Raw genomic sequence first — 23,385 nt, 5'->3', positions numbered from 1 at the left:
GCCCCAATGTGGCGTGCGACTGGTGGAACGCCCAGACGCCTTACTCGCTACGACACACCCGGCGAGCCGGCATTCTCCCGATGGCCCAAAAGGCAGGGGCTACTGCGAGCCGTCCCTGCTCGGATGTACGCCTTCATTTGAATTTTGAACAACGGAGCAGTGGTAGACTCGCGGAAAACGAGAGAGTCGCGAGCAAATGGACGATATAGCAACGTTGATTCAGCATTGGAAGCAAGACCCGACAGGAACGTTTCAGAGTTGGTTCCTATGGCCCGAACGCTTAAAGAATTTCCGCTCGATTCGCCAAGGGCTTCGACAAGTTGTGAAGGAGATAGAGGCAGGCACTTTCGGGAACACATACCGCGGGTCGTCACTCGAGACTGTCGTTCACTCAATCGCCGAGCAACGGCAAATATTTAAAGGGGCGGACCATGCGTTCCTCTGGAAGCCGAAGCTGCGAATCCCGGACATCTACGAGAACCCCGGGAATCAGCGGGCGTTCGCGCGGCTCCTGGAAACTTGCGACTGCTGCAGCGAAGCAGAAGAAGTGCTCCGTGCCATACGAGCGCTCGATTCCCATGCCATCAAGGGTCTGGGACCGGCTGTCGCGAACTTGTTGTATTTCATCCATCCGACACTTGTCAGTCCGTTCAATACAGCCATCGTCAAAGGCTTCAACGCAGTCACGCGCTCGAACGTTAAGCTCGGCCGCTGGGACCATTATCTGACGATGCGGCAGAGCATTCTTGCGTTCAATGCGGCGCATCGCGGGCTCTTATCCAATGACCTTGGTGCAGCCGCTGGATTCCTGTTTGACGTTGGAAGCGAACGGTATCCGCTTCCGCCGATAGCTGACGACACGGCTTCACACGACGCGTGGCGCAAAGACCTTGAGGCAGTCCGCGCTCAATCCGCAAGTCAAGCCAAACAATTAGCGGCAAGCAGACAGGAGGATGCAACACATACGCAGATTCAGGGTTGGCTGCGCGACCTCGGACATTCGCTTGGATATAAGGTTTGGATTGCGACCAACGATAGGTCCCGCCCGTATGAAGAAGGAAAGCTCTCCGACGGATGCCTTGAGCAGTTACCGATTGCGCTTTCAATCGTGGGCGGGGACACGGTACCTTTGATTGACGTCATCTGGCTGCTTGAAGACGGCTCGGTTGTCGCCGCTTTCGAGGTAGAGCATTCGACGTCAATCTACTCCGGCATCGTTCGATTGCTCGACCTTGCGCTTGGGTCCGCAGATACTATTCAACGACATCTGTATCTCGTTGCTCCCGACAGCCGAGAGAGCGACGTTCGTAGTCAACTCGCGAGGCCGGCATTCTCGCGCGTGGCTGCGCTGAGCATGAAATACATTCCCTATAGTGCGCTAAAAGCAAATCGGGAAAGCATCGCGCGTTTTGGCACCGGGATGAAGCCCATCGAGGCCATTGCCTCCAAGCTGTAGTCAAATACTTGTCTCCCGTTGCGTGCTGGTCGCTCTAATCTAGACGCTAAAAACGTCCGGGTCACTCCGGAGCCAGCGGCACGCATGGCTTCAAATGGTTTTGCGAAATGCTTCCTGTTGGGCCTATGGTGTTCGTTGCGGTTCTGACAGGTGGGCAGACACTGCATCATGCTCGTTGGAACGCTTGAATTAGCGAACGATAGCCGTCGGTGGCCGACCTAGGAACTGACCTCGTCGCCGACCGATAGACCTACCGCATGTGATGACAGGATTTCATTGAAGCTCCCATCACCGGGCACGATGCGTGCGCGTCCTTCTTCGCTGGCTTATGCAGCCCCCTGCTATTCAAGGAGGAAATATGGCTCACCAACAGTATCAGTCGTGCATCGACGCTTGCGATTCCTGCGCCACTGCTTGCGACAATTGCGCAACTGCATGCCTGTCTGAAGGCAACGTCTCCCAAATGGCCGGTTGCATCAGACAGGACTTGGACTGCGCTGGTGTCTGTCGTCTTGCGTCTGCGGTCATGGCTCGCGGCAGCCAACATGTCAAAGACATTTGTGCGCTATGCGCATCCCTATGTGAAGCATGCGCCACCGAGTGCGAGAAACACGAACACGAGCATTGCAAGCAATGCGCGGAGGCTTGCCGCACCTGCGCGAAGGAATGTCGCGCGATGGCGTAGGTCGCAAACTCGCCAAGCGGGCCCAGAGCGGCCCGCTCGCTCCGCCGTGCGAAAAAGGCGTAGCCCTCAGGCGGTGCAGTTGCTATTCGGTAAGCGCTATCGACCACCGCTGTGCTGTCCGCGCAGACTTCCTCCCTCGGGTTGCAGTGGGCTAGCGTCCGAGAAGGGTTGATAATCAGCAAGCTCGAAGTTCTTCCCGTGCAGCTCTCGCATCTCGTCGACGGCGCCGGTCTGAGCGTGCAACATTTGATTGCATAGGCGCACGAGTTCCTCGTGGCATCACCGCGCTAGCTCTTGGGAATAAGCGAGCACGCGTTCGCGAAGGATAGTTCAACGACCTGCTAAGTCATTCAGCATCGCACCGACGCGCTGTTACTTATTCGACGGCCATCACGGCTGCGCCGTGCACGGTAACTACTCATGGCGTGGAAGAGCAGAACCTCTCAATTGGGAAAGCGCAAGCAGTGACAGACTTAGCCTCTCGAGTCCTGCACGCTGGGTGACTGAATGGTCATCTGAGCGTCACGGTGTTTTCAGGTGCACTTCTTCAGAATAAGCCTCGTAGCACGTCGAATCACCGACGCAGCTTTAATAACGAGGTTAAACATGAAATTGCATCATCTTGCTGTTGTCCTTTGCGCAAATATTGTCACAACAGCTGCATTGGCCGATTCAATGCACAACTACCCTCCGAAGGAAACAGCAAGAGCGGAAAGCGTCGAAACGGTTCAATCTGCTCACGTCTGGCAACCGCCGGTCGCTCAGGCCGCACCCGCTGGGAAGACCCGACGGCAAGTCGTCGAAGAACTGAAGCAGGCAGAACGAGAAGGACTCGTCCCGACCAGCGACAACGACTATCCGCCAAGCAATTGGCGCATTGAGATTAACAAGGAAAAGTACGCCGCTCGGCACCACGCAGCGCAAGCGAAGTAGGCGTCCACCGGCTCGCGCTGCCTTGGTTCACTAGCAAGATGCGGTACTTGACAAATAAGGGGCGAGCCGGACATTTAGCTAACGCTGGTGCTGAAATCGAGGTCCAGCATGAAAACAGAAATTGGCGGTGGAAGAATAGTAGCCGTGGCGCTGATTGCGAGCGTCGTTCTTGCCGCCTGTGGCACGATATCGAATGAGAAGGGCTCTGCTGCTAGCACTAACAAACGCGCTGCACCGAGCCCACAGTTGAAGCCCGACTATCCCTGTCAAAACCTGCACGTAAAGCCAACGAACTGTCCTCCGCGGTAAGCGAACCGCGCGCATCATGTCCGGCCGGCAAGGTTCTTCGAGAGGGGAAAGCTCACGGAGTCCTTCCCCAGCCGCTTCGGTTCTCGATTTGTCTTCCCCGAAAAATCTCCAAGCGGAGTGCAACGCGGCAGGCGCTTCCGCTCGCGACCAATGGTCGAAAGGAATAAATCATAGCGGTATGCGCATCCTACTTATCGAAGACGAGCAGAAGATGAGTTCCTATCTTCGTAAAGGTCTCACGGAGGCGAGTTTCACTGTCGACATTGCCGACAATGGTAGGCATGGCCTGTTTCTGGCACTCCACGAGGACTTCGACTTGATTGTCCTTGATGTGATGCTGCCGCAGATAGATGGTTTCGAGGTGCTAAAGCGGTTAAGGGAGCAAAAGGACACGCCTGTGCTCCTTCTGTCCGCGAGAGACGGCACCGAGAGCAAAGTTAAAGGTTTTGAGCTTGGCGCTGATGACTATTTGGCGAAACCTTTTGCGTACATAGAGCTGCTGGCGCGAATCCGGACTCTTCTTCGAAGAGCGCCTCGTTCGACCCGTGACTACGTGTTCATTGCTGATTTAGAGATTGAACTCATAAAGCGACGCGTGAGGCGCGGTGGCGTACGGATTGAACTTACCGCCCAGGAGTTCGCTCTTCTTCAGTTGTTGGCAGAGCGTCAGGGCGAAGTGCTGACTAGAACGTTCATCACATCGCAGCTATGGGACATCAACTTCGACAGCGATACAAATGTGGTCGACGTCGCGGTCCGAAGGCTCAGAGCTAAGATTGACGCGCCCTTTGACAAGAAGTTGCTCCACACTGTCCGCGGAATGGGTTACGTGCTGGAGGACAAGTCTCCGGCGAGTGAGTAGTTGAAAGACCATCTTGTCCGAGGTGCTTGCGGGTAGCACCTTCGCCGCAAGAGGTACGCGACGTCGGTCGCGGCGCGGAAAAGGGAGCTGGACGGCCCGCGCATGGAGATGTTCCCTGATGCGAGTGACACCTGCGGAAGGTGCCGGTTTGACTGAACCCCGGGTCGGAATGGTGAAGACCCTAGAAGGCGCACACCCCGATTTCGGTGACCACTTCGAGAGGACCATGCCGGCGGCAGAGGGCACTCGCGTTCTCTGCTCGTCCCGGTATGATTACCGCCTACGGCTACGGTGCAGTAAGCAGGTGCTCAATCTGGTGCATCGAAATGGGTTTGATTAACCAGTCGTCGAATGCGCTCAGTTCGCCGTTCGTGCGAATTTCAGCACGGCCTGTGACGGCAACAATGCGGGCATGCCTTGACAAGCCGCAACGAATCTGAGAGCACACGTCTCGTCCATCGACATCCGGTAGTGAGATGTCCAGAAACACCAGGTCGAAGACTTCTTGAGACGCCATTCGGCTTGCCGAGGCTCCGTCATATGCGACCGAAACACAATGGCCCAATTCGAGTGCAATATTCGCCAACATATCGGCTGTGTCTCTGTGGTCGTCGACAAACAAGACCTTCCCCATGACAGCTCTCCAATAGGCCAGGTCGACTGGAACGCCGTTGCTGTGGCGTCGATGCACAACCGCGGGCTGCGCCGTTGGAACCTTTGCAACTTGTACGCGACAACGCTCGTGCGTAAAAAAGAGCCCGACATTTCTGCCGGGCCCAAGGTGGACGGAATCGCTTACCGGCAAAAACGCGTATTGGCATACACGTTCAGCCTTTGCCGTACGAAACCGTCCGCGTGGCCGAAACTCGACCTCTCCGAGAGCCAACCAGTCGAGAAACCGAGGCCTCAATGCGGAGCGCCCCAATTTGTACGAAGGCCCCCGAAGCTTGACTGGAAACCTTCAGTCCGCGCCATGAGTATGGTGGCTGGCCTCTGGGCTGCGTGAGGAAGTGGCGTCATTCTTTGCGTCCTCTGCTGCGCCGTGCATCGACCTCATTCCAGGCATGTTCTTCATACTCTCCATTTCCTCGTCTGGAGGCGCCTTAGCCACCATTTCCTTGTATTCCTGTGGGCTCATACTTGGCAGTTTGTTCACGAAGGCGACCATACTCCAAATCGTCTCATCATCGTGTGTCTTGCCCCAAGCAGGCATTGCGCTCATCTTGAGGCCGTGCTTGATAACCCAGAAAGCGTTGCGCGGGTCCAATTGCGACTTCGCCAGCTCCGGCGGCTGAGGATAGAGCCCAGGAGCCAGCTCAGAATCTTTCACTCCAGGTGCGAGGTGGCATGTCACGCACATTGCCGCGTATTGGCCCGCGCCCTTAAGAATGAGTTCCGGACTATTGAGGTCTGGCAGCGCGATGTCCTTCGAATGAGCCTCGATAGACCTCATCCGCAATGTTTGCAAAATCTTGTAGGTAAGGGACCAGTGCGGAGCATCTGCCCCCATGTTGTAGCTTCCAGACAAGACGAACGCGGTCGCACCGACGAGCGCGACTGCCGACAATGACGCTGCAGGAAGAACCCAGTGTCTCATGCTCTCACCGAGAAGAAGGGAATCGGCCAACATCATCCAATCGACGCTTCATGGCGGCCCGAACGCGGTCTCCGCTGAAGAAATCCATGTTTGGCAGTTCGACGAACCTCTCATTTTTCCGTCGAACTGCCGCCCATCGCCAGCTGAATTCTGCAAGCTCCCGTGCCACTTTGACTAAGGCCACGCGTCGAGCGAAGCAAGTTGGCCTGAAATCCTGGTTGTATGAGGGTCAGCGATTGCGAATCCGATAGAGTTCCTTATTGCGTTCGATGGTTCTCTCGCTGGGCGGGTAGTCGTTCTTGCTGGTGGGAATGAGGCCGTCCCGTTGCGCTTGAATCATTTCGGCGACGACTTGCGCGCGGGTCTTTCCAATTTTGCCTGTGGCAGCCACGCCATCGGTGCTGCCGCCATACGACTGCGTGCTGCTACTCGACGCCGCTAACGTTTCGCTCCCTCGGGTCGGCTGTACGTCGTTCAAGCGATAGGCATGTTCGGCAAAGGCTGGCGCTGCGAAGGCGATGCTCAGGGTAGCAACCAACAAGGGAATTACTTTCATTGCGTCCTCCAAATGAGTTTGATTGGAGGAAAGTTTATGTTTTGGACTCTGTCTGGAGCATGGCTTCAACATGAAAATTGCGCAACGTTTGAAGCGTAGAAAATGTGGATGAAGTTGATTGGCATCCTCCCGGCTGAGCTCACTGCTCTCGCATCTTAATGCCTCGGAGCTCGTTGAAGACGGTTGATGACGAACAGATTGCCAAAATGTAATACCAGCGCAATGAACCGTGCGACTTTGGCTTGTATAGTTGGAATTCTGAGATGCAAAATCTGCTAAGAAAGGTGGTGTTAAGCTTATAAAATAGGAATGCGTATAAAATTAAGAAGCTGCGTGATAGAATGTGGCGCGGGCATCAACTACACTCTGTTCAGTTCGACCACCGTTGGCTTCGTGTATTCGCACACCGACCTGAATGCGCCGACAGCTATCTGCGGCTACCTGGTGCACCTCTGGCCACGACCCCAAGCACGCTGAAATTCGACGACTACGAAGTGAACGTCAAACATCAGTTCACTCCAAGTTTCTTTGTCGGTGCCATGTATAGCTTTACTAAGGGCAGGTTCGACGCTGCTTCAGGTACCGCAAAGCCGAAGTGGAATCAGCTTGCTTTGATGGCGGACTACAGCCTGTCGCCGCGCACCGACGTTTACGTGCAAGGCCTGTATCAAAAGCTGTCGGGAAGCCGTACCGGCACGAATCTTGATGCTGGAGCCTTCATTACGGGCGCTCAGGCACCGTCGACGTCTTCGAATCAAGTGTTAGCGCGTGTAGCGTCGCGTCATCCGTTTTGAGCGGTTTCGACGTGAGTCAGGAGGTGCTTCCGATATTTTAAGAGTTGGCGCGCGGGATACCGTGTCTCGCGCGACTTCATGCCGTATTGACGTCCACGCGGATGGTGGACCTCGACTATGCTTTCCTAAGCGTTCGACGGACGTGCGGGTAGTCGTGTGCACCGCCATCCCTTCAGACCCGGCTGCAACGCCGGGTCTTTTTTTTTTCGAAATGCACGGGCTGGGGCTCGAACGTCTCCGGATATTGTGGCGAACTGCCCCCTACAACCGCAGTCCATCGGAACTAGCGGTGTGCCAACCGCTTTGGTCCCTGGTCCAAGCGCATGCTGACGGTCTACGTGGTCGTTTGAATGATAGAAGCGGGTTCCGGCCTGCTGCGCCGTAGCTTTGTGCGTAAATTCACCGCCGGCAGGTACCGGACGCTTAGTGATGTTGGCCGCACCATAAACCCGCGCGTGCCCCGCGTTGAGCTGCTTCGGCCGCACTTGCTGCCGGTGCCCATCGTGCGCGGTAAAAGTGGCGCGGACGACAAATTTCTCGGAACGTGTATAAAATGGCCTCGCTACGCTTCGCGACATGAAATTTTTTCGGATACTGCTCCTGCTGCTGCTTTGTGCTGTGCTGCCCATCAGTGGGCTGGCAGCCAGTGGCTTGACCGGAGAATGTCCGATGCAGATGAGCGCGGGCTCCGACGAAGCAAGCGCGATGTCGTCGGAGATGCCCGGGTGCGAGATGGCGAAATCTTCTCAATCGGAGAAAGTCCGGGGGTTCTTCTGTAAGGCAACGGCGCAATGCCAGCTCGGCAGCCTCTACCACCCGGTTTCGCGCATCGAGGTAACGCGTCCTGCCGCATTGTCCAGCCCGCTCGTATTCCACTACGCGCACTCGCTCGTCGTCCGAGAACCGGCCGGTCTCTGGCGACCTCCTCGCACCCTCTAATCCCTTGCTGACAGGTTCGCCGCATTAGCGGCGAGGTCGTCCTGCATCCAGGACGTGGATTCCTTATGGGAGTCCGCCGTTGGGATTAGAACATGCCTTCAATCATTGGCACGCCGTTATGCCGGCGTGCATCCCTGCGCGCGCATTCGCTTTTTGCCGCGCTGATTCTCACGAGCGCAACTGCGTCCGCTCAGGAGACACCCGTTACGCTTGATGCAGCGCTTCAGGCCGCGACCGACCATTCCGCCGTCATGGGCGCGGCGCAGGCCTCGGTACGCGCGAGCTCCGAGGCAGCCGTCCGGGCCGGCCAATTACCCGACCCGATGCTCAAGGCGGGCATCGACAACCTGCCCGTGACCGGGCAGCAGAAATTCACGGTCGGCCAGGATTTCATGACGATGCGTCGCGTCGGCATCGAGCAGGAATGGGTGTCGGGCGAGAAGCGCCGACTCCAATCCGCTCTGGCAAACGACGTCGTTGACCGGGAGCGAGCGGGCTATCTGGCTCAGCTCGCGAACACACGTCAGCAGACCGCCATCGCGTGGCTGAATGCGGTCTATGCAAAGAAGACGGTCTCGTTGCAGCAGGAACTCGTTGACCACATGAGTCATGAGCTCGCCGCGACGAAGGCTTCATATCGCGGGGTGAAGGCGACGGCCGCTGATGTCACGCAAGCGCAGGTGATGCTCGCGCAGACCCAGGACCAATTGCTCAAGACCCGCCAGACCTTCCAGACGGCACTCATCGGCTTGTCTCGATGGACAGCAATGCCCGCGTCCGACGTGACCGGCGAGCCGCCTGCGCCCCTGTCCTACGTATCGACGCTACCTCCAGAGGAACTGCGTGAGGTACAGCCGGCGCTCGTCGCTGCGTCGCGCGACATCGCGCTCGCCGATGCCGATACGGCCGTCGCGAACAGTAACCGAAGCCCGAACTGGACTTGGGGCGTTGCGTATCAACAGCGCGGCGGAGCGTACTCGAACATGGTGTCGATTGGCGTCAGCATCCCCTTGCCCATCAATCGCAAAAATCGCCAGGACCGGGACGCAGCGGAAAAAGCGGAGCTTGGCACTAGGGCGCGCCTGATGTACGAGGACGCGCAGCGTCAGGTCGAAGCCGACATCCGCACGCAGTCCGCCACCCTCGAGAGCGGTCGCGAGCGCATTGCCAATCTCTCCGACTCTCTGCTTCCCGCTGCTGGCCAGCGCGTTCAACTTGCCGCTGCCGCCTATAGGGCAGGCACCGGCTCACTCGCCGATACCTTTGCGGCTCGACGCGCGCAACTTGAGGCTGAACTTCAGGTGCTTGACCTGCGACGCGACGTGTCGCAGACCTGGGCACAGCTTGAATATCAGGTCGTCCCAGCTTCGATGACCGCCGGTCAGTGAAGGAGAAACGCATGCAAAAGAAACAACTGGCACGCGCAGCCTTGGCGGTGTTTGCGGCAGCGGCGCTGCTCGCCGTCGGCTACGTTGCCGGCACCCATCGTCCGGTTTCGGGGGGAGCAGGCGCTGTCGCCGCCGTCTCCACGTCAGGCGACAAGGTCGACCCGAAAACGGGTCGCAAGGTGCTGTATTGGCATGACCCGATGGTCCCGGCACAGCATTTCGACAAGCCGGGCAAATCGCCTTTCATGAATATGCAACTCGAGCCGGTCTACGCGGACGAAGGTGGCAGCTCGACGGGCGTCAGCATCGACCCTGGCCTCCAGCAGAACCTCGGTATCCGCTACGCGACCGTGCGCCGGCAGGAAACTTCGGAAGGGTTCGACGCCGTCGGCACCACGCAATTCGACGAATCGCGGTCAGACGTCGTGCAGTCACGCGTCGCGGGTTACATCGACCATCTATACGCCAGCGCCCCGATGCAGCGGATTGCGAAGAACGCACCGATTGCGTCGCTATTCGTTCCCGACTGGCTGGCACCGCAGGAAGAGTACCTTGCGCTCAAGCGCAGCGGAATGGACAGCAGCATGCTGGAAGCGTCCCGCGCGCGCATGCGGGCGTTGTCGATTCCGGACGGCGTCATCGCGGCTCTCGACCGGACCGGTAAGGCGCAGACCCATGTCGTGCTGTCGTCGCCGGAAACAGGCGTCGTGAGCGAACTGAACGTCAGGGAAGGCGCGATGGTCACCCCGGGGCAGACGCTCGCCAAAATCGCGGGGCTTTCGAAGCTGTGGCTCGTCGTCGAAATCCCAGAGGCGCTCGCGTTGTCCGTGCAACCTGGCATGACGGTCGACGCTACGTTTAGCGGCGACCCGTCCCAGCACTTCAAAGGCCAGATTCGGGAAATCCTGCCTGGCATCAGCACGACGAGCCGCACGCTGCAGGCTCGCCTTGAAGTCGACAACTCAGCGTTCAAGCTGACGCCGGGCATGCTCATGCGAGTGCACGTCGCTGGCCAGAAGGCAGTGCCGCGGCTGCTGGTGCCTTCAGAAGCCGTCATCACAACCGGCAAACGCTCCGTCGTCATCGTGAAGAACGGCGACGGACGCCTGCAACCTGTCAGTGTCACCGTCGGTAACGACATTGGCAACGAAACTGCGGTCGTCAGTGGTCTGGCGGACGGCGAGACCGTCGTTGCTTCCGGCCAATTCCTCATCGATTCCGAAGCCAGCCTCAAATCGGTTTTGCCGAGGCTCGAAAGTCGCCCGGCATCCCGGGCAACGGGTGCTTCCCCCGGGACCGGTTCGGCCCCATCTTCTGCCCCCGCAGCGACTCAGACGTATGAGACCACCGGGAAGGTCGAGAAGGTAACTGCGGGCGACATCACGTTCTCACATCAGCCCGTTCCGGCGCTCGGCTGGGGCGCGATGACAATGGCGTTCAACAAGCCTTCGCCCAATGCATTTCCGGATGTTAAGGCGGGCGAGACGGTGCATTTTGTGTTCAGGCAGACGGATGACGGTTATCAGCTCACGAAGGTCGAGCCCGTGGGAGGCGCCAAATGATTGCGCGTCTCATCCGCTGGTCCATTCGCAACCGCTTCCTCGTGTTGCTGGCGACCATCCTGGTCGCGTCTTGGGGCGTCTACTCGGTAAGTGAGACGCCGCTCGACGCGCTGCCGGACCTGTCCGATACGCAAGTCATCATCAAGGCCTCATATCCGGGCAAGGCACCGCAGGTCATCGAGGACCAGGTCACCTATCCGCTCACCACGACGCTGCTTGGTGTGCCGGGCGCAAAAACCATCCGCGCCTATTCGTCATTCGGCGACGCGTTCGTGTATGTGCTCTTCGATGACAAGACGGACCAATACTGGGCACGCTCGCGCGTGCTCGAATATCTGAATCAGGTGCAAAGCCGCCTGCCATCTGGAGCGACGGTCTCGCTCGGTCCGGACGCAACCGGCGTGGGCTGGGTGTACGAGTATGCGCTCGTCGACAGAACCGGGCAGCACGACCTAGGGCAACTGCGCGCGTTGAACGACTGGTTCCTGAAGTTCGAGCTGAAGTCGGTGCCCGATGTGTCGGAGGTGGCCAGCATTGGCGGCATGGTGCGCCAGTATCAGGTCGTCCTCGACCCGGATAAACTGCGCGCATATGGCATCACCCAGGCAATGGTGGCCGATGCACTGGGCAAGGCGAATCAGGAATCAGGCGGGTCGGTCGTGGAGATGGCCGAGTCGGAGTACATGGTCCGCTCGTCCGGTTACCTACATTCGCTTGATGACTTCCGCAACGTCGTGCTGCGCGCGAACGAAGCGGGCACGCCCGTGCTGCTCGGCGATGTGGCGCGTATCCAGATTGGACCCGAGATGCGGCGCGGCATTGCGGAGCTGAACGGACAGGGTGAGGTCGCGGGTGGCGTCATCGTGATGCGCTCGGGGAAGAACGCGCTCAAGACCATCGACGCCGTGAAGGCAAAGCTCGGCGACCTGAAGCGGTCCCTACCCGCTGGCGTGGAAGTCGTGACGACTTATGACCGCTCCCAACTCATCGAGCGCGCAGTGGGCAACCTTAAGGACAAGCTCATTGAAGAGTTCATTGTCGTCGGGCTTGTCTGTGCGGTCTTCCTGTTCCATCTGCGCAGTGCATTCGTCGCGATTCTTTCGTTGCCGCTCGGCGTCCTCGCCGCATTCATCGTGATGCGCTACCAGGGTGTCAACGCGAACCTCATGTCGCTCGGCGGTATCGCGATTGCCATCGGCGCGATGATTGATGCCGCCATCGTGATGATAGAGAACGCGCACAAGCATCTGGAGGCGTTCGAGCATGAGTACCCTGGCGCGCGGATTTCTGCGTCTCAACGCTGGGAACTGATTGCCACGTCTGCGGCTGAAGTGGGGCCGGCGCTCTTTTTCTCTCTGCTCATCATCACGCTGTCGTTCATCCCAGTGTTCTCGCTGGAAGGGCAGGAAGGCAAGCTGTTCTCGCCGCTGGCATTCACGAAGACCTACACGATTGCGGCGGCTGCCGGACTGTCCGTCACGCTCGTGCCCGTCCTGATGGGCTATCTCATACGCGGCCACATCCCGCACGAAAACGCCAATCCCATCAACCGTGTGCTGATTCGTCTATACAGGCCGCTGCTCGAAGCTACGCTTCGACGTCCATGGTTCGTGATTGGGCTCGCCGTCGTTGCGCTGGCTGCCACGATAGTTCCTGTTTCGCGTCTCGGTGGGGAATTTCTGCCGCCGCTCGATGAGGGCGACCTGCTGTACATGCCGACGGCGCTTCCCGGCATTTCGGCCGAGAAAGCGTCGGAACTGCTGCAGCAGACCGACCGGCTCATCAAGACCGTGCCGGAGGTGGCGACCGTCTTCGGTAAGTCGGGCCGCGCCGACACTGCCACGGACCCGGCGCCGCTCGAAATGTTTGAGACCACGATTCAGTTCAAACCGCGCGACCAGTGGCGCCCGGGCATGACGCCGGAGAAGCTAGTTGACGAACTGGACGCGACAGTCAAGGTCCCGGGATTGTCGAACGTCTGGGTGCCCCCCATCCGCAATCGCCTGGATATGCTGTCGACGGGCATCAAGACGCCCGTTGGGGTCAAGATTTCTGGTGCGGACCTTTCGCAGATAGACCGGATTGCGACGCAGGTAGAAGCAGCCGCGAAGGACGTGCCTGGCGTGACGTCCGCATTGGCCGAACGGCTGAACGGAGGTCGTTATATTGATGTCAACATCGACCGGTCTGCGGCGGCCCGTTACGGGCTGAGCGTGGCGGACATCCAGTCGGTCGTCTCGTCGGCGGTAGGGGGTGACAACGTTGGCGAAGTGATTGCTGGTCGGGAGCGGTTTCCCATCAATATCCGCTATCCACGCGAAGTCCGGGATTCGCTCGAGCGGCTTCGTCAACTTCCGGTCGTCACGGACCGAGGCGCGCAAATCCAGCTCGGCGATGTCGCGCGTATCGCGATTACCGACGGTCCCCCGATGATTCGCAGCGAAAATGCGCGTCTCTCGGGCTACGTCTACGTGGACATCCGTAACACGGACCTGCAGTCAGCCGTGAAAGCGATGCAGCGTGCGGTCGCAGAAAAGGTCGTTCTCCCTCCCGGATACTCAATCGCGTGGTCCGGACAGTTCGAGTACCTGGAGCGCGCGGCGGCCAAGCTGCGAACGGTCATTCCCGTGACCCTAGTCGTCATATTCGTGCTGCTCTTCCTGACCTTCAATTCCGCGGCTGACGCGTTGTTGCTCATGTCGACGGTGCCCTTCGCGTTGGTAGGCGGCCTATGGTTCATCTGGCTGCTGGGCCATGCCGTGTCGGTCGCGACATCAGTGGGTTTCATCGCGCTCGCCGGTGTGGCTGCTGAATTCGGCGTCGTCATGCTTCTGTACCTCAAGGGTGCACTCAATCGTCGCCTCGAGGCTGGCGAAATGCTGACCGAGGCGCTGTTGTTCGACGCGATTCGCGAAGGCGCCGTGTTGCGCGTGAGGCCAAAAGCCATGACGGTTGCGGTCGTGCTGGCCGGGCTTATACCCATCATGGTTGGTCATGGCGCGGGGTCGGAAGTCATGCAGCGTATCGCTGCGCCGATGGTCGGCGGCATGGTCACCGCGCCCCTTCTGTCGATGTTCGTGATTCCCGCTGCCTGGTTCCTGTTACAGCGCCGTCAAGCGCGAGAGGCCGGCGCGGCCCGTTTTCATCGTGAAGTACCTTCCGGCGCGAGAGTGCCATCAACCGAAACTGGAGAAATTCAATGAAGAAACTGATTGTCACAACCGCAGCGTTTGCAGCCATCGTTGCCACTCCCGCGTTTGCGGGCGATGACATGGCTGGCATGAACATGTCCGCAAAGCCTTCGGCCGCGAAGGCGTCGTCGAACGCCGCGCTGACCGACGCGGAAGTCAAGAACGTAGACTCGACGACCGGCATGGTCACACTGAAGCATGGCGCGCTGGAAAACGTCGGGATGCCCCCGATGACTATGGCCTTCAAGGCAAAGGATGCCGCGATGGTCAAAAAAGTTCACGCAGGTGACAAGGTTAAGGTTCGCGTCGAGAACGTCGATGGCACCTTGACCATTGTGAGACTGGAGAAACAATCTTGACGAAGTATTGATGCCGGGCTGCAGGCTCGCCGTCGGTGAGCCTGCAGTCCGGTCCGTAGGAGACAGAGGCCCGTGATGCTAGCGACATCAATCAGTGTATGGAACGCGACGGTCAAACGTGTGTTGCGTGTTGCGCTCGGCTTGCTGTTCGTACTAACTTCGCTGGCCGCCCACGCTGTCGACGAGTCAGAACTACTGCCACCTGAACAAGCGTTCCCGTTAAAGGTCACGCTCAGCGCGCAGCAAGAGCTGCTGCTCGATTTCAACACTCACGAAGGTTATTACCTTTACCGGGACAGGTTCAGTTTTGCGGTCGACGGTACACCGATAAAGCCGGACCAGATGCCGCCGGGTGAGCTGAAAAGCGACCCAACATTCGGCATGGTCACGGTGTACCACCGGCCCTTGCAAATCGCTATTCCCTTGCCTCGCCCGATAGTGAGCAGCATCATCCTGTCCGTCACGTCGCAGGGATGCGCAGACCTGGGCGTCTGCTATCCGCCACAGACGCGAAGCTTTCGCGTGGCAGAGAATGGCTCGGTCACTTCCGCCTCAACAGGGGATAACGCGCCGGCTGGTGTCGCCGGATTTCCCGACATTGGCGATGCCCTGCCGTCCGGCAGGCTTGGCATCAACCTGCACCCCGCGAATGGCATCTCCCTCGCCGAACTGCTCGCCTTTCTCCTCGCGGGCCTGCTAATGGCAGGAACCGTGTGCATGTACCCGCTCATTCCCATTGTGACTGCGGTTATCGGGGCAGCGCGGGAACCATCGTCCTTTGGGCGAGGCTTTGCCCTGTCACTCGCTTATGTGCAGGGGCTTGCGATTACCTACGCAGTGGCCGGCACAATCGCAGCAATCATCGGCATTCCGCTAGTGGCGGTAACACAACAGCCCTGGGTGCTCGCCGGCTTTGGCATGCTGATGGTTATCCTGGCCCTCGGAATGTTCGGCGTGTTCAGACTGCAGTTGCCGACGAGCTGGCAAACCCGAGTGGCGGGATGGAGCAATCGTCTGCCCGGAGGGCGCGTTATCCCGGTGTTCATTGCGGGCATGCTGTCCGCGCTGATTGTCGGGCCATGCGCGACGCCAGCGCTGGCGGGCGCACTGCTGTATATCGCCAACAGCCGCGACGTCATTGGAGGAGCACTGGCCCTGTATGTGATGGGCATCGGGATGGGAATTCCGCTGCTACTCGTGGGTACCTTCGGAACCAGAATGCTACCTCGGGCCGGGCACTGGATGGTCGCGGTCCAGAACACGCTGGGCGTCATCCTGCTGGCCGCAGCGCTGTGGTTTGTCTATTCGCTGCTGCCAGTTTGGTCGTTGATGATACTAATTGCGCTCCTGCTCGCCGGTTGCGGGGTGATGCTTCGCGCGATTGACCCACTGCCAACAGGTGCACCCGCCATTACGCGAGTGAGCAAAGCGCTCGGCGTGCTGCTACTGGTCGCGGGCGTCGCCGAGTTCATTGGTGTCTTGTCAGGTCATCGGGACATCCTCGAGCCCCTTGGTGGCCTGATGCGCGTCTCGTCTGAGGGGACCAGCCAGGGAGCCGCACGATTCGACACGATACGGTCGAATGCAGACCTGGACCGGGCGCTCATAGCCGCACGCGGCCGGCCGGTTATGGTCGACTTCTACGCGGACTGGTGCATCAGTTGCAAGGAGCTCGAGCGCTTCACGTTTACCGACCCGCGCGTAGTAACCGAGTTTGCTCAGTGGAAGCTGCTGCGCATCGACGTCACGAAGAACACGCCCGAGGACATAGCGATGCTGCGGCGCTTCGGACTTTTCGGGCCGCCGGCACTGATTTTCTACGACAGGAACGGCAGGCAGCAACCCGGCGCACAGCTCGCGGGATTCGTCGGTGCCGATGCGTTCCTGTCGCACCTGAAGAAATGGGCCCAGTGACATGAAGCCACACTCGAATTTCGCGACGTGTCGTGGCGGCATGCTGCGACCAGGCCTATACTGAACTTCATGAAATTCTGGGTAAAACTCGTCGCATGTTTTCTGATTGCCTGGTTGCCTTTGATTGGCTATCCGGCATCGGCGACGTCATGCCCGGAAATGAGGGCAATGGCTTCACGACAAGCCAGCGTGTCGAGTGCCTCGGACTCGACACCCTGTGCACATGACGCAAAACACAACGCCGTGAACGTCCAGCACGTCTGCCCGGATGGCGTAGGTGGGTTCCTTTGCGGTGTGCCGGCTATACCCGTGAAGTATTCGGTCCTCGTCACGCCTTCGTCACCCGTCTATCGGGCGGTTACTCCCGCCTTCGCTGAAGAGTTCATTCCGGAACTTCCCGCACCTCCGCCTCGCTCGCTGTAGTTTCTCTTCCAACCAGGTTTGAACGGTTTTGTGCCGTGGGTCGCACATGTTCGCTGCGCGCAGCGACTGTCGACCTGCGCATGAAATCTATCAGCGACTTCATTCAATGGAGATATCCATGAACGCGAAAATTGTACGTGCATCGATGCTTTCAGCGGTGCTTTTGGGTGCAAGTGCCGTCGCCATGGCGGCAACAGGAGCTGGAGGTGGTAGTGCGCCCGGTTCGTCATCGCAGAGCCGGGAACACGGCTCCATGATGGGCATGGGCGGAATGATGGGGAGCTGTCCGATGATGGGTGGTACGGCCGGTATGGACCCGAAAACTGCGCTGAAGATGCACGGCGAGATGATGCGTGCGATGGGCGACATCATGCTCAAGTACTCAGACCAGGCCGGAACGGCTCCGTCGAAGTAAGTGCGTCAGTACCCATCCAAAAATATCCAAACTCAAGGACTCGACCATGAAGTGCAACATAAAGACGATGGTGACGATTGCGCTTGCTCTCGCACTGATTATCGCAATCGGCTACTGGGCATTGCCTCAGATACGAGGCACGCTCGGCGCTTTCATCGCGATGGCCAGCGTGTTGATTTGCCCGCTGTCGATGCTGTTCATGATGCGCGGCATGCAGACCCACACCGATAGGCAGGAGAAGTCCGGTCAGCCCGTGGAAAAAAGCGGCTCGTAGTTCAACCATCTGATGGCATCACGCAGGCTCGGTGCGGCATGGATGGCAGTCGCACCGAATCCTTGCGTGGCGCGGGAGCGAATCATGTTTAACGGAAAGCCGATATTGAACATCATCATCGGTCTCTTCGCGGCTATCGGCCTGGTCGCCGTGCTGAGTGCCGTTGGTATGACGGCAATGCACCTCAGCATGATGCACGGACTGCATTCCTGTGGTCAGGCGATGTTCGGCCGTTTGCCGACCAATGAACTGGGAGACTCAGGATGAAACGCCATACACACGACAAGAAGGCGTCAGCCAAGCCGTCGCGAAGGACGCTGTTGCATCTGCTGTTCCTGCTAGCGCTGGTCCTCGCGGTACCTGCAGCCATGGTCTGGGGTCCGACTTTTGTGCGACATGAGACGGTGTCGTCAGCGAAGGTGACAGGACCGTCCGGACAGGTTCAACAAGCAACTGCCTGGCATGTCGGAATGTTGCGCCCAGACGGATTGCGAATCATCCCGAGCGGCCGGTCGGATGCGTCTCACGTGTTGAACCCGAACCAGTTCACCGACGAAGACGTGAGACACGCCTACTGGGTTGCAACGCAGATTCCCGCAGTGCTCAACAAGCTTTACTGCTGGTGCGGGTGTGAGAATCGTGGCGTGCATCGCTCCAACCTGCAGTGCTTCGAAGACGAGATGGCAGTGACGTGCGCGGTGTGTCAGGGCACGGCCGAGATTGCTTATCAGATGACGCAAGCCGGCGTTCAGGATGCGGGCGAGATTCAGGCGGCAGTCGATGCGAAGTGGGCGCCAAAAGGATAGGCGCGAGCGGCTTTCTCGCAACCAGCCATGGAGGGAAACATGGAACTGAGATGCGTTGTTGCAATTGTTCGGCCCGAAGTCCTTAAGGCATTGGAGCGTCGGCTGGGAACAGTTCACGTTCATGGGGTGACCGTCACACGAGTCAAAGGATTTGGGATTCATCCAAACCCCTTCTCGAACGACTGGACAACCGAGCACATCAAGATTGAAGTCTTCACCGAGAGTGAGCGTGTTGATGCGCTGGTCCAGGAAATTATGGACACCGCACGCGGCGCCTCAGGGGACGATGGAATCGTCGCGGTTCTTCCCGTGGAGCGATTTTTCCGGGTTCGTACGGCTTCAGAGGCGGCTCCGTGAGCAGCAACAACGTCGGAATGTGCATCCGCCACATCCCGAAGTCGGCCTTCCGGGTCCGTAGCGCGGGCGGCTCGAGCGTTGAGCGCTTGAACGTCCGCCATCCTGACTCTTCTCGTCAGGCAACTGCTTGGCACACTGTTCCTGTTCATGGTCGCGGGGCTCTTCTATCGTGGCAGCGCGCCGGCCTTGCGATTACGCTCGCCGTACGGCATCTCACGCGTACCGAACACGAGAGGCGGGACGACGACCGCACCGAGAGGGCGAGATAACGTGGCTGCTCGGGGATATTGCTGCCGGCGGCATTCCGGGCCGCCGTAGCTGATGCTCGGACCTTCGAACAGCGGAGTGGGACATTCGGTTCAGACGTCATGACCGCGAAAATCGTAGGGTCAGTCCGCGCTGATATAAGCCATTTCGTATAAAAAGAAAGCGCATGCGGCGAGCGTGACGATGCCAATTGCCACGATTACGCCGAATCTCTGTGTCGCTCGTCGCATTACATCACTCTGCGTGTCTCATCTGACAGGTTCAGACTAGCTTGTCATAGACGCCAAAGCAATGGGAGCGGCGGGTATTGACTGTCAGGAACGTGCGGGTGCGTGAGTGATGGTCGCCGTTTCTGCTCCTTGACCTTCCCATGGCAGGAAGGTCAACAATGACTTGTATCAGCCGAGCGGCCGTTTCGTAGGAGGGAGACGATGAATATTGGCGAGGTTGCGAAGTCGTCGGGCATGTCCGCCAAGATGATTCGCCATTACGAGGAAACAGGCCTGATTCGGGCTGCCGCGCGGACAGGGTCGAACTATCGGGTGTACACCTCCCGGGATGTGCAGGTGTTGCGCTTTGTCCAGCAGGCTCGACATCTTGGATTTTCCACCAGGCAAATTGCGGTGTTGCTGGCCCTTTGGGAAGACCAAAGCCGGTCAAGCCGCGAGGTCAAACAGCTTGCGAGTGCGCATATTGCAGAGCTGAATTTGCGAATTCAGGAACTGATTCAAATGAGAGATTCGCTCAGCCATCTGGCGGCACACTGCAAAGGGGACTCGCGCCCTGACTGTCCGATTTTGGGGAAACTTGCGGGCGAGGCGCATTGATGTATCCATGCGTCGAAGTTCACGATAAGCGAAACAGTTCAAGCACGGCATGACGCCAAGACGGAGCACTCGATATGAGCGGGCCACTTAACGACGGTAAGACTTCTCATGAACACTCGGGCGCAGCCCATGAACCGAGCGGCCATCACGACCATGCCTCGGTCAATGTACGAGGCCGGCCGTCTGGGCACGTTCATGACAATCAGGGGCACCGCGGACGCAGTCACGATGGTGCGCGAGCGCAGACCAATGACGCGCTCAAGGACCCCGTTTGCGGTATGCGTGTTACTTCGGATTCGCAATTCCGCTCTGAACATGATGGACATCAATATTTCTTCTGTAGCGTGTCGTGTCAGGAGAAGTTTCAGATTGCCACGTCGAGGTATATCGAACGGCCGACCGAGACATCCCTACAGGCTGGGCCGGAGGGCACGATATACACGTGCCCGATGCATCCGGAAATTCGCCAGGACCATCCCGGGAACTGCCCAAAGTGCGGGATGACTCTCGAGCCGTTGTTGCCTAGTCTTGAGGACGAGGAGAATCCGGAACTGACGGACTTTCGTCATAGATTCTGGTGGACGCTACCGCTGACTGCAGTGGTGTTCGTCCTGGCCATGTTCGGCCATCGACCGGGCTGGATGGACGCGGCCACCCAAAGCTGGGTCGAGTTCCTTCTCTCGACCCCTGTCGTCGTTTGGGCCGGTCTACCGTTCTTCATACGATGCTTTCAGTCGTTCGTCAATCGCAGCCCGAACATGTGGACGCTCATTGGACTCGGCACAGGCGCGGCCTATGTTTATAGCGTCATCGCGACAGTTGCTCCTGGCGTCTTCCCCGAGGCTTTTATCGCGCACGGTCGGGTCGAGGTCTATTTCGAGGCTGCGGCCGTCATCATTTCGCTCACGCTGCTCGGTCAACTACTGGAACTGAGGGCACGGTCACAAACCTCCGCTGCTATCAAGGCGCTCCTGGGCCTCGCGCCGAAGACTGCGCGACGTGTCAATGCTGATGGAACTGAGGAGGACGTCCCGCTTACCCACGTCCATGTTGACGACCTGCTCAGAGTACGGCCGGGCGAGAAGGTGCCAGTAGATGGCGTCGTCACGGATGGTTCCAGCTCGCTCGACGAGTCAATGATTACGGGCGAACCAATTCCTGTCGGCAAACGCGTCGGCGACCATGTCATTGGCGCGACCATGAACACTTCCGGAAGCCTCGTCATCAAGTCGGAGAAAGTCGGCTCCCAGACCGTACTCGCACAAATCGTCCAGATGGTCGCGCAGGCACAGCGCTCGAGGGCGCCAATGCAGCGCATGGCCGACAAGGTTGCGGGCGTCTTCGTCGTCGCTGTAGTTGGCGTCGCGGTCCTGACTTTTCTTGCCTGGGGCTTGTTCGGACCGGAGCCGAGCTGGGTGTACGGTCTCATCAACGCGGTGGCGGTGCTCATCATTGCATGTCCGTGTGCGCTCGGACTCGCTACGCCGATGTCCATCATGGTCGCGAGCGGCAAAGGCGCCTCGAATGGTGTGCTTTTTCGGGACGCTGCCGCGATTGAGAATTTGCGCAAGGTCAACACACTTATCGTCGACAAGACGGGCACGCTAACCGAGGGTCGTCCCGCCTTTGAACGTGCAGTTGGTGTGAACGGACATTCAGAAGAAGATGTGCTCGGGCTCGCGGCGAGCCTTGACCAGGGTAGCGAACACCCCCTGGCCGCGACCATCGTGGACGCGGCCCGTCAGCGAAAACTGGCGCTCGAGAAGGTGGAGAACTTCGAATCAAGCACAGGGATTGGTGTGCGAGGATTCGTTGGCGGTCGGAAACTCGCGTTGGGCAACACTGCCTTGATGGAGGCTGAAGGTATTGACGTTCGGGAACTGGCCACCGAAGCCGACGCACTGCGAACGCAGGGGGCGAGCGTCATGTACCTGGCTGTCGACAAGACTCTGGCAGGCCTTCTCGCAGTGTCGGACCCGATAAAGGCGACGACATCCGAGGCGTTAGCGCGGCTCAGGGAAGACGGCATTCGCGTTGTGATGGCGACCGGCGACGGTGTCGTGACAGCCAAATCTGTGGCGACGAGGCTCCATATCGACGAGTTCCATGGTGAAGTCAAGCCCGCCGACAAGCTTGCGCTCGTGACGCGATTTCAGGAGGAAGGCAAGGTCGTGGCCATGGCCGGAGACGGTATCAACGATGCGCCAGCGCTTGCCAAGGCGGACGTGGGTGTTGCGATGGGAACCGGTACGGACGTGGCGATGAGTAGCGCCCAGGTCACCCTCGTTAAGGGCGATTTGCGTGGCATCGCGCGAGCCCGGGAGCTATCTGAGGCCACTATCCGCAACATGAAGCAGAACCTCGGCTTCGCGTTCGTCTACAACGCGCTGGGTCTCCCGCTGGCAGCCGGCGTCCTCTATCCATTCACCGGGTTGTTGCTGTCCCCGATGATTGCCGCGCTAGCAATGAGTCTGAGCTCGGCCTCAGTTATCTCGAACGCGCTGCGTTTGCGCAACGTGAAGATTTAACTCATCGCGCTTTCCGATTGTAGGGCGGGTATCGGGGTTGTACACGCTGCATGCCCACTTAGGCTTCGGTGGACGCGTCGACGAACGCTACCGCCAACACTGGTTAGCCATCCAACGTTAAGCAGGTGCAGTTATGATTGCAGTCGTGTTGAAATCAATCATCACGTGTCCGGTGTGTGGGCATAGGAAGAACGAGATGATGCCCTCTGACGCCTGCGTGTGGTTTTACGAATGCGAGCAATGCAAGACTGTTCTCAGACCGAAATCCGGGGATTGCTGCGTGTACTGCTCGTACGGCACGAAAAGGTGCCCGCCGATGCAGCGGTCTGGCGCCTGCTGCGCCTGACCGGATTCACGCAATTGACCAAGCGCGGTGCCGAGGCGCGTGTGACCCGACAGTCACAGCTTCTGGAAGCAGCAGTAAAGAAACTGCTGAATGGAGCCTGCCGGCGTATGGTGGTCCTCGAGTGTGCTTGTGACCAATCCAAACCCTGCACCGAATTCTTCTGAGAGCAACTGAGCGTCGTATCGCCTTACTTCCAGCCCGCTGCACCTGTTTGGTCCCAGTGGTCCGAATGTGCCGATTACAACGTGGCCACCGAACTTAATTGCTCTGGTCAGAAGATGGGTGTAGGCGTTCCGTTGCGATGGCTCCGTCAGGAAGTGGAAGACAGCGCGGTCATGCCACACGTCGTATCGATGCTCAGGCAGCTCGACCACCGTAATATCAGAGTCGAGCCACGTTATCTGCTCGGCGACAGAGCCTAAACGCTGTTTTGTTGCATTGAGAGCGACAGCGGACATATCGAGCACAGTCAGGTTTCGGTATCCACGCTGAAGCAAAGTAAGCACCCGGGGAAGGCATCTTGACGGGGCAATCGCTGAAACCATCAAGCAGTGGTCGGCGTCCAGCGATGAGGAAGAAGTTGCGTGATGTCGGCGG

24 protein-coding genes are annotated in these 23,385 nt (G+C 58.8%); 19 read left to right on the top strand and 5 right to left on the bottom strand.

The genetic code is table 11. From position 1 onward, the window contains the following. Positions 1 to 196 precede the first annotated feature (196 nt). The 4 genes from QCE73_RS10290 to QCE73_RS10275 all read left to right on the top strand — a co-directional run bounded on the left by QCE73_RS10290 (position 197) and on the right by QCE73_RS10275 (position 4,245). The gene (locus tag QCE73_RS10290; RefSeq protein WP_309881076.1) at positions 197 to 1,456 is read left to right on the top strand and encodes a type II restriction endonuclease; all 1,260 of its coding nucleotides are present in this window, start codon (positions 197 to 199) and stop codon (positions 1,454 to 1,456) included. Positions 1,457 to 1,784: 328 nt separating this feature from the next. After that, entirely contained in the window at positions 1,785 to 2,141 is a 357-nt protein-coding gene (locus QCE73_RS10285) for a four-helix bundle copper-binding protein (protein WP_404989767.1), read from the top strand. A 606-nt stretch (positions 2,142 to 2,747) separates the two neighbouring features. Continuing rightward, positions 2,748 to 3,074: a DUF4148 domain-containing protein gene (locus QCE73_RS10280; protein WP_238215517.1), complete on the top strand. Its 327-nt coding sequence runs from the start codon at positions 2,748 to 2,750 to the stop codon at positions 3,072 to 3,074. A 487-nt stretch (positions 3,075 to 3,561) separates the two neighbouring features. Next, positions 3,562 to 4,245: a heavy metal response regulator transcription factor gene (locus QCE73_RS10275; protein ID WP_087126661.1), complete on the top strand. Its 684-nt coding sequence runs from the start codon at positions 3,562 to 3,564 to the stop codon at positions 4,243 to 4,245. Between the two features lie 286 nt (positions 4,246 to 4,531). Here the strand turns inward: QCE73_RS10275 and QCE73_RS10270 are convergent, their stop codons facing one another. From QCE73_RS10270 to QCE73_RS10260, 3 genes are all read right to left on the bottom strand, one after another. Continuing rightward, entirely contained in the window at positions 4,532 to 4,879 is a 348-nt protein-coding gene (locus QCE73_RS10270; protein ID WP_309881071.1) for a response regulator, read from the bottom strand. Between the two features lie 327 nt (positions 4,880 to 5,206). After that, positions 5,207 to 5,842, bottom strand: a complete 636-nt coding sequence (locus QCE73_RS10265; protein WP_309881069.1) for a cytochrome c — start codon at positions 5,840 to 5,842, stop codon at positions 5,207 to 5,209. 229 nt (positions 5,843 to 6,071) lie between these two features. Further along, the gene (locus QCE73_RS10260; protein WP_087126663.1) at positions 6,072 to 6,398 is read right to left on the bottom strand and encodes a DUF4148 domain-containing protein; all 327 of its coding nucleotides are present in this window, start codon (positions 6,396 to 6,398) and stop codon (positions 6,072 to 6,074) included. A gap of 341 nt (positions 6,399 to 6,739) precedes the next feature. Between QCE73_RS10260 and QCE73_RS10255 the strand changes: the two genes are divergently transcribed. Beyond that, positions 6,740 to 7,192 carry a porin gene (locus tag QCE73_RS10255; RefSeq protein WP_309881067.1) on the top strand — a complete coding sequence of 151 codons (453 nt, stop codon included), beginning with the start codon at positions 6,740 to 6,742 and terminating at the stop codon, positions 7,190 to 7,192. Positions 7,193 to 7,317: 125 nt separating this feature from the next. On the opposite strand, the gene QCE73_RS39390 is transcribed toward QCE73_RS10255, so the two are convergent. Then, a complete protein-coding gene (locus QCE73_RS39390; RefSeq protein WP_404989745.1) occupies positions 7,318 to 7,770 on the bottom strand; it encodes a multicopper oxidase domain-containing protein in 453 nt (150 codons plus the stop codon). On the opposite strand from QCE73_RS39390, the gene QCE73_RS10250 reads away from it, so the two are divergent. The 14 genes from QCE73_RS10250 (at position 7,769) to QCE73_RS10185 (ending at position 22,788) form a co-directional block, all read left to right on the top strand. Beyond that, on the top strand, positions 7,769 to 8,131 hold the full coding sequence (locus QCE73_RS10250; RefSeq protein WP_309881065.1) for a hypothetical protein: 363 nt from the start codon (positions 7,769 to 7,771) through the stop codon (positions 8,129 to 8,131). The two genes, QCE73_RS39390 and QCE73_RS10250, sit on opposite strands and share 2 nt — an antisense overlap. A gap of 92 nt (positions 8,132 to 8,223) precedes the next feature. Beyond that, a complete protein-coding gene (locus QCE73_RS10245) occupies positions 8,224 to 9,519 on the top strand; it encodes a TolC family protein (RefSeq protein WP_309881063.1) in 1,296 nt (431 codons plus the stop codon). Positions 9,520 to 9,530: 11 nt separating this feature from the next. Continuing rightward, positions 9,531 to 11,081 carry an efflux RND transporter periplasmic adaptor subunit gene (locus QCE73_RS10240; RefSeq protein WP_309881061.1) on the top strand — a complete coding sequence of 517 codons (1,551 nt, stop codon included), beginning with the start codon at positions 9,531 to 9,533 and terminating at the stop codon, positions 11,079 to 11,081. Beyond that, a complete protein-coding gene (locus QCE73_RS10235) occupies positions 11,078 to 14,284 on the top strand; it encodes an efflux RND transporter permease subunit (RefSeq protein WP_309881059.1) in 3,207 nt (1,068 codons plus the stop codon). Before QCE73_RS10240 ends, QCE73_RS10235 begins: the two co-directional genes overlap by 4 nt. Continuing rightward, positions 14,281 to 14,631: a copper-binding protein gene (locus QCE73_RS10230; RefSeq protein ID WP_309881058.1), complete on the top strand. Its 351-nt coding sequence runs from the start codon at positions 14,281 to 14,283 to the stop codon at positions 14,629 to 14,631. Before QCE73_RS10235 ends, QCE73_RS10230 begins: the two co-directional genes overlap by 4 nt. 75 nt (positions 14,632 to 14,706) lie before the next feature. Beyond that, the gene (gene dsbD, locus QCE73_RS10225; protein WP_309881057.1) at positions 14,707 to 16,545 is read left to right on the top strand and encodes a protein-disulfide reductase DsbD; all 1,839 of its coding nucleotides are present in this window, start codon (positions 14,707 to 14,709) and stop codon (positions 16,543 to 16,545) included. Between the two features lie 541 nt (positions 16,546 to 17,086). Beyond that, positions 17,087 to 17,383, top strand: a complete 297-nt coding sequence (locus QCE73_RS10220) for a hypothetical protein (protein ID WP_309881056.1) — start codon at positions 17,087 to 17,089, stop codon at positions 17,381 to 17,383. Positions 17,384 to 17,450: 67 nt separating this feature from the next. After that, on the top strand, positions 17,451 to 17,657 hold the full coding sequence (locus tag QCE73_RS10215) for a DUF2933 domain-containing protein (RefSeq protein WP_309881055.1): 207 nt from the start codon (positions 17,451 to 17,453) through the stop codon (positions 17,655 to 17,657). A gap of 105 nt (positions 17,658 to 17,762) precedes the next feature. After that, positions 17,763 to 17,924, top strand: a complete 162-nt coding sequence (locus tag QCE73_RS10210) for a hypothetical protein (RefSeq protein ID WP_309881053.1) — start codon at positions 17,763 to 17,765, stop codon at positions 17,922 to 17,924. Further along, the gene (locus QCE73_RS10205) at positions 17,921 to 18,463 is read left to right on the top strand and encodes a PCYCGC motif-containing (lipo)protein (RefSeq protein ID WP_309881052.1); all 543 of its coding nucleotides are present in this window, start codon (positions 17,921 to 17,923) and stop codon (positions 18,461 to 18,463) included. The genes QCE73_RS10210 and QCE73_RS10205 overlap by 4 nt, the downstream gene beginning before the upstream one ends. 39 nt (positions 18,464 to 18,502) lie before the next feature. Next, on the top strand, positions 18,503 to 18,820 hold the full coding sequence (locus QCE73_RS10200) for a P-II family nitrogen regulator (RefSeq protein WP_087126688.1): 318 nt from the start codon (positions 18,503 to 18,505) through the stop codon (positions 18,818 to 18,820). Positions 18,821 to 19,518: 698 nt separating this feature from the next. After that, a complete protein-coding gene (cueR, locus tag QCE73_RS10195; protein WP_087126674.1) occupies positions 19,519 to 19,914 on the top strand; it encodes a Cu(I)-responsive transcriptional regulator in 396 nt (131 codons plus the stop codon). Positions 19,915 to 19,988: 74 nt separating this feature from the next. Then, complete coding sequence (locus QCE73_RS10190) at positions 19,989 to 22,442, top strand: heavy metal translocating P-type ATPase (protein ID WP_404989744.1); 2,454 nt, start codon at positions 19,989 to 19,991, stop codon at positions 22,440 to 22,442. 133 nt (positions 22,443 to 22,575) lie between these two features. After that, positions 22,576 to 22,788 (top strand): GDCCVxC domain-containing (seleno)protein, encoded by a 213-nt coding sequence (locus QCE73_RS10185; RefSeq protein ID WP_087126676.1) that lies wholly within the window; start codon positions 22,576 to 22,578, stop codon positions 22,786 to 22,788. 53 nt (positions 22,789 to 22,841) lie between these two features. On the opposite strand, the gene QCE73_RS10180 is transcribed toward QCE73_RS10185, so the two are convergent. Further along, positions 22,842 to 23,385, bottom strand: a 544-nt coding sequence (locus QCE73_RS10180) for a class I SAM-dependent methyltransferase (protein ID WP_309881051.1), incomplete at its 5' end; no start/stop codon positions are given.

The organism is Caballeronia sp. LZ029, assembly GCF_031451275.1.
Lineage (GTDB): Bacteria > Pseudomonadota > Gammaproteobacteria > Burkholderiales > Burkholderiaceae > Caballeronia > Caballeronia jiangsuensis.
The sequence above is the reverse complement of the archived record's forward strand: the minus strand, read 5'-3'. Positions and strand labels throughout refer to the sequence as shown.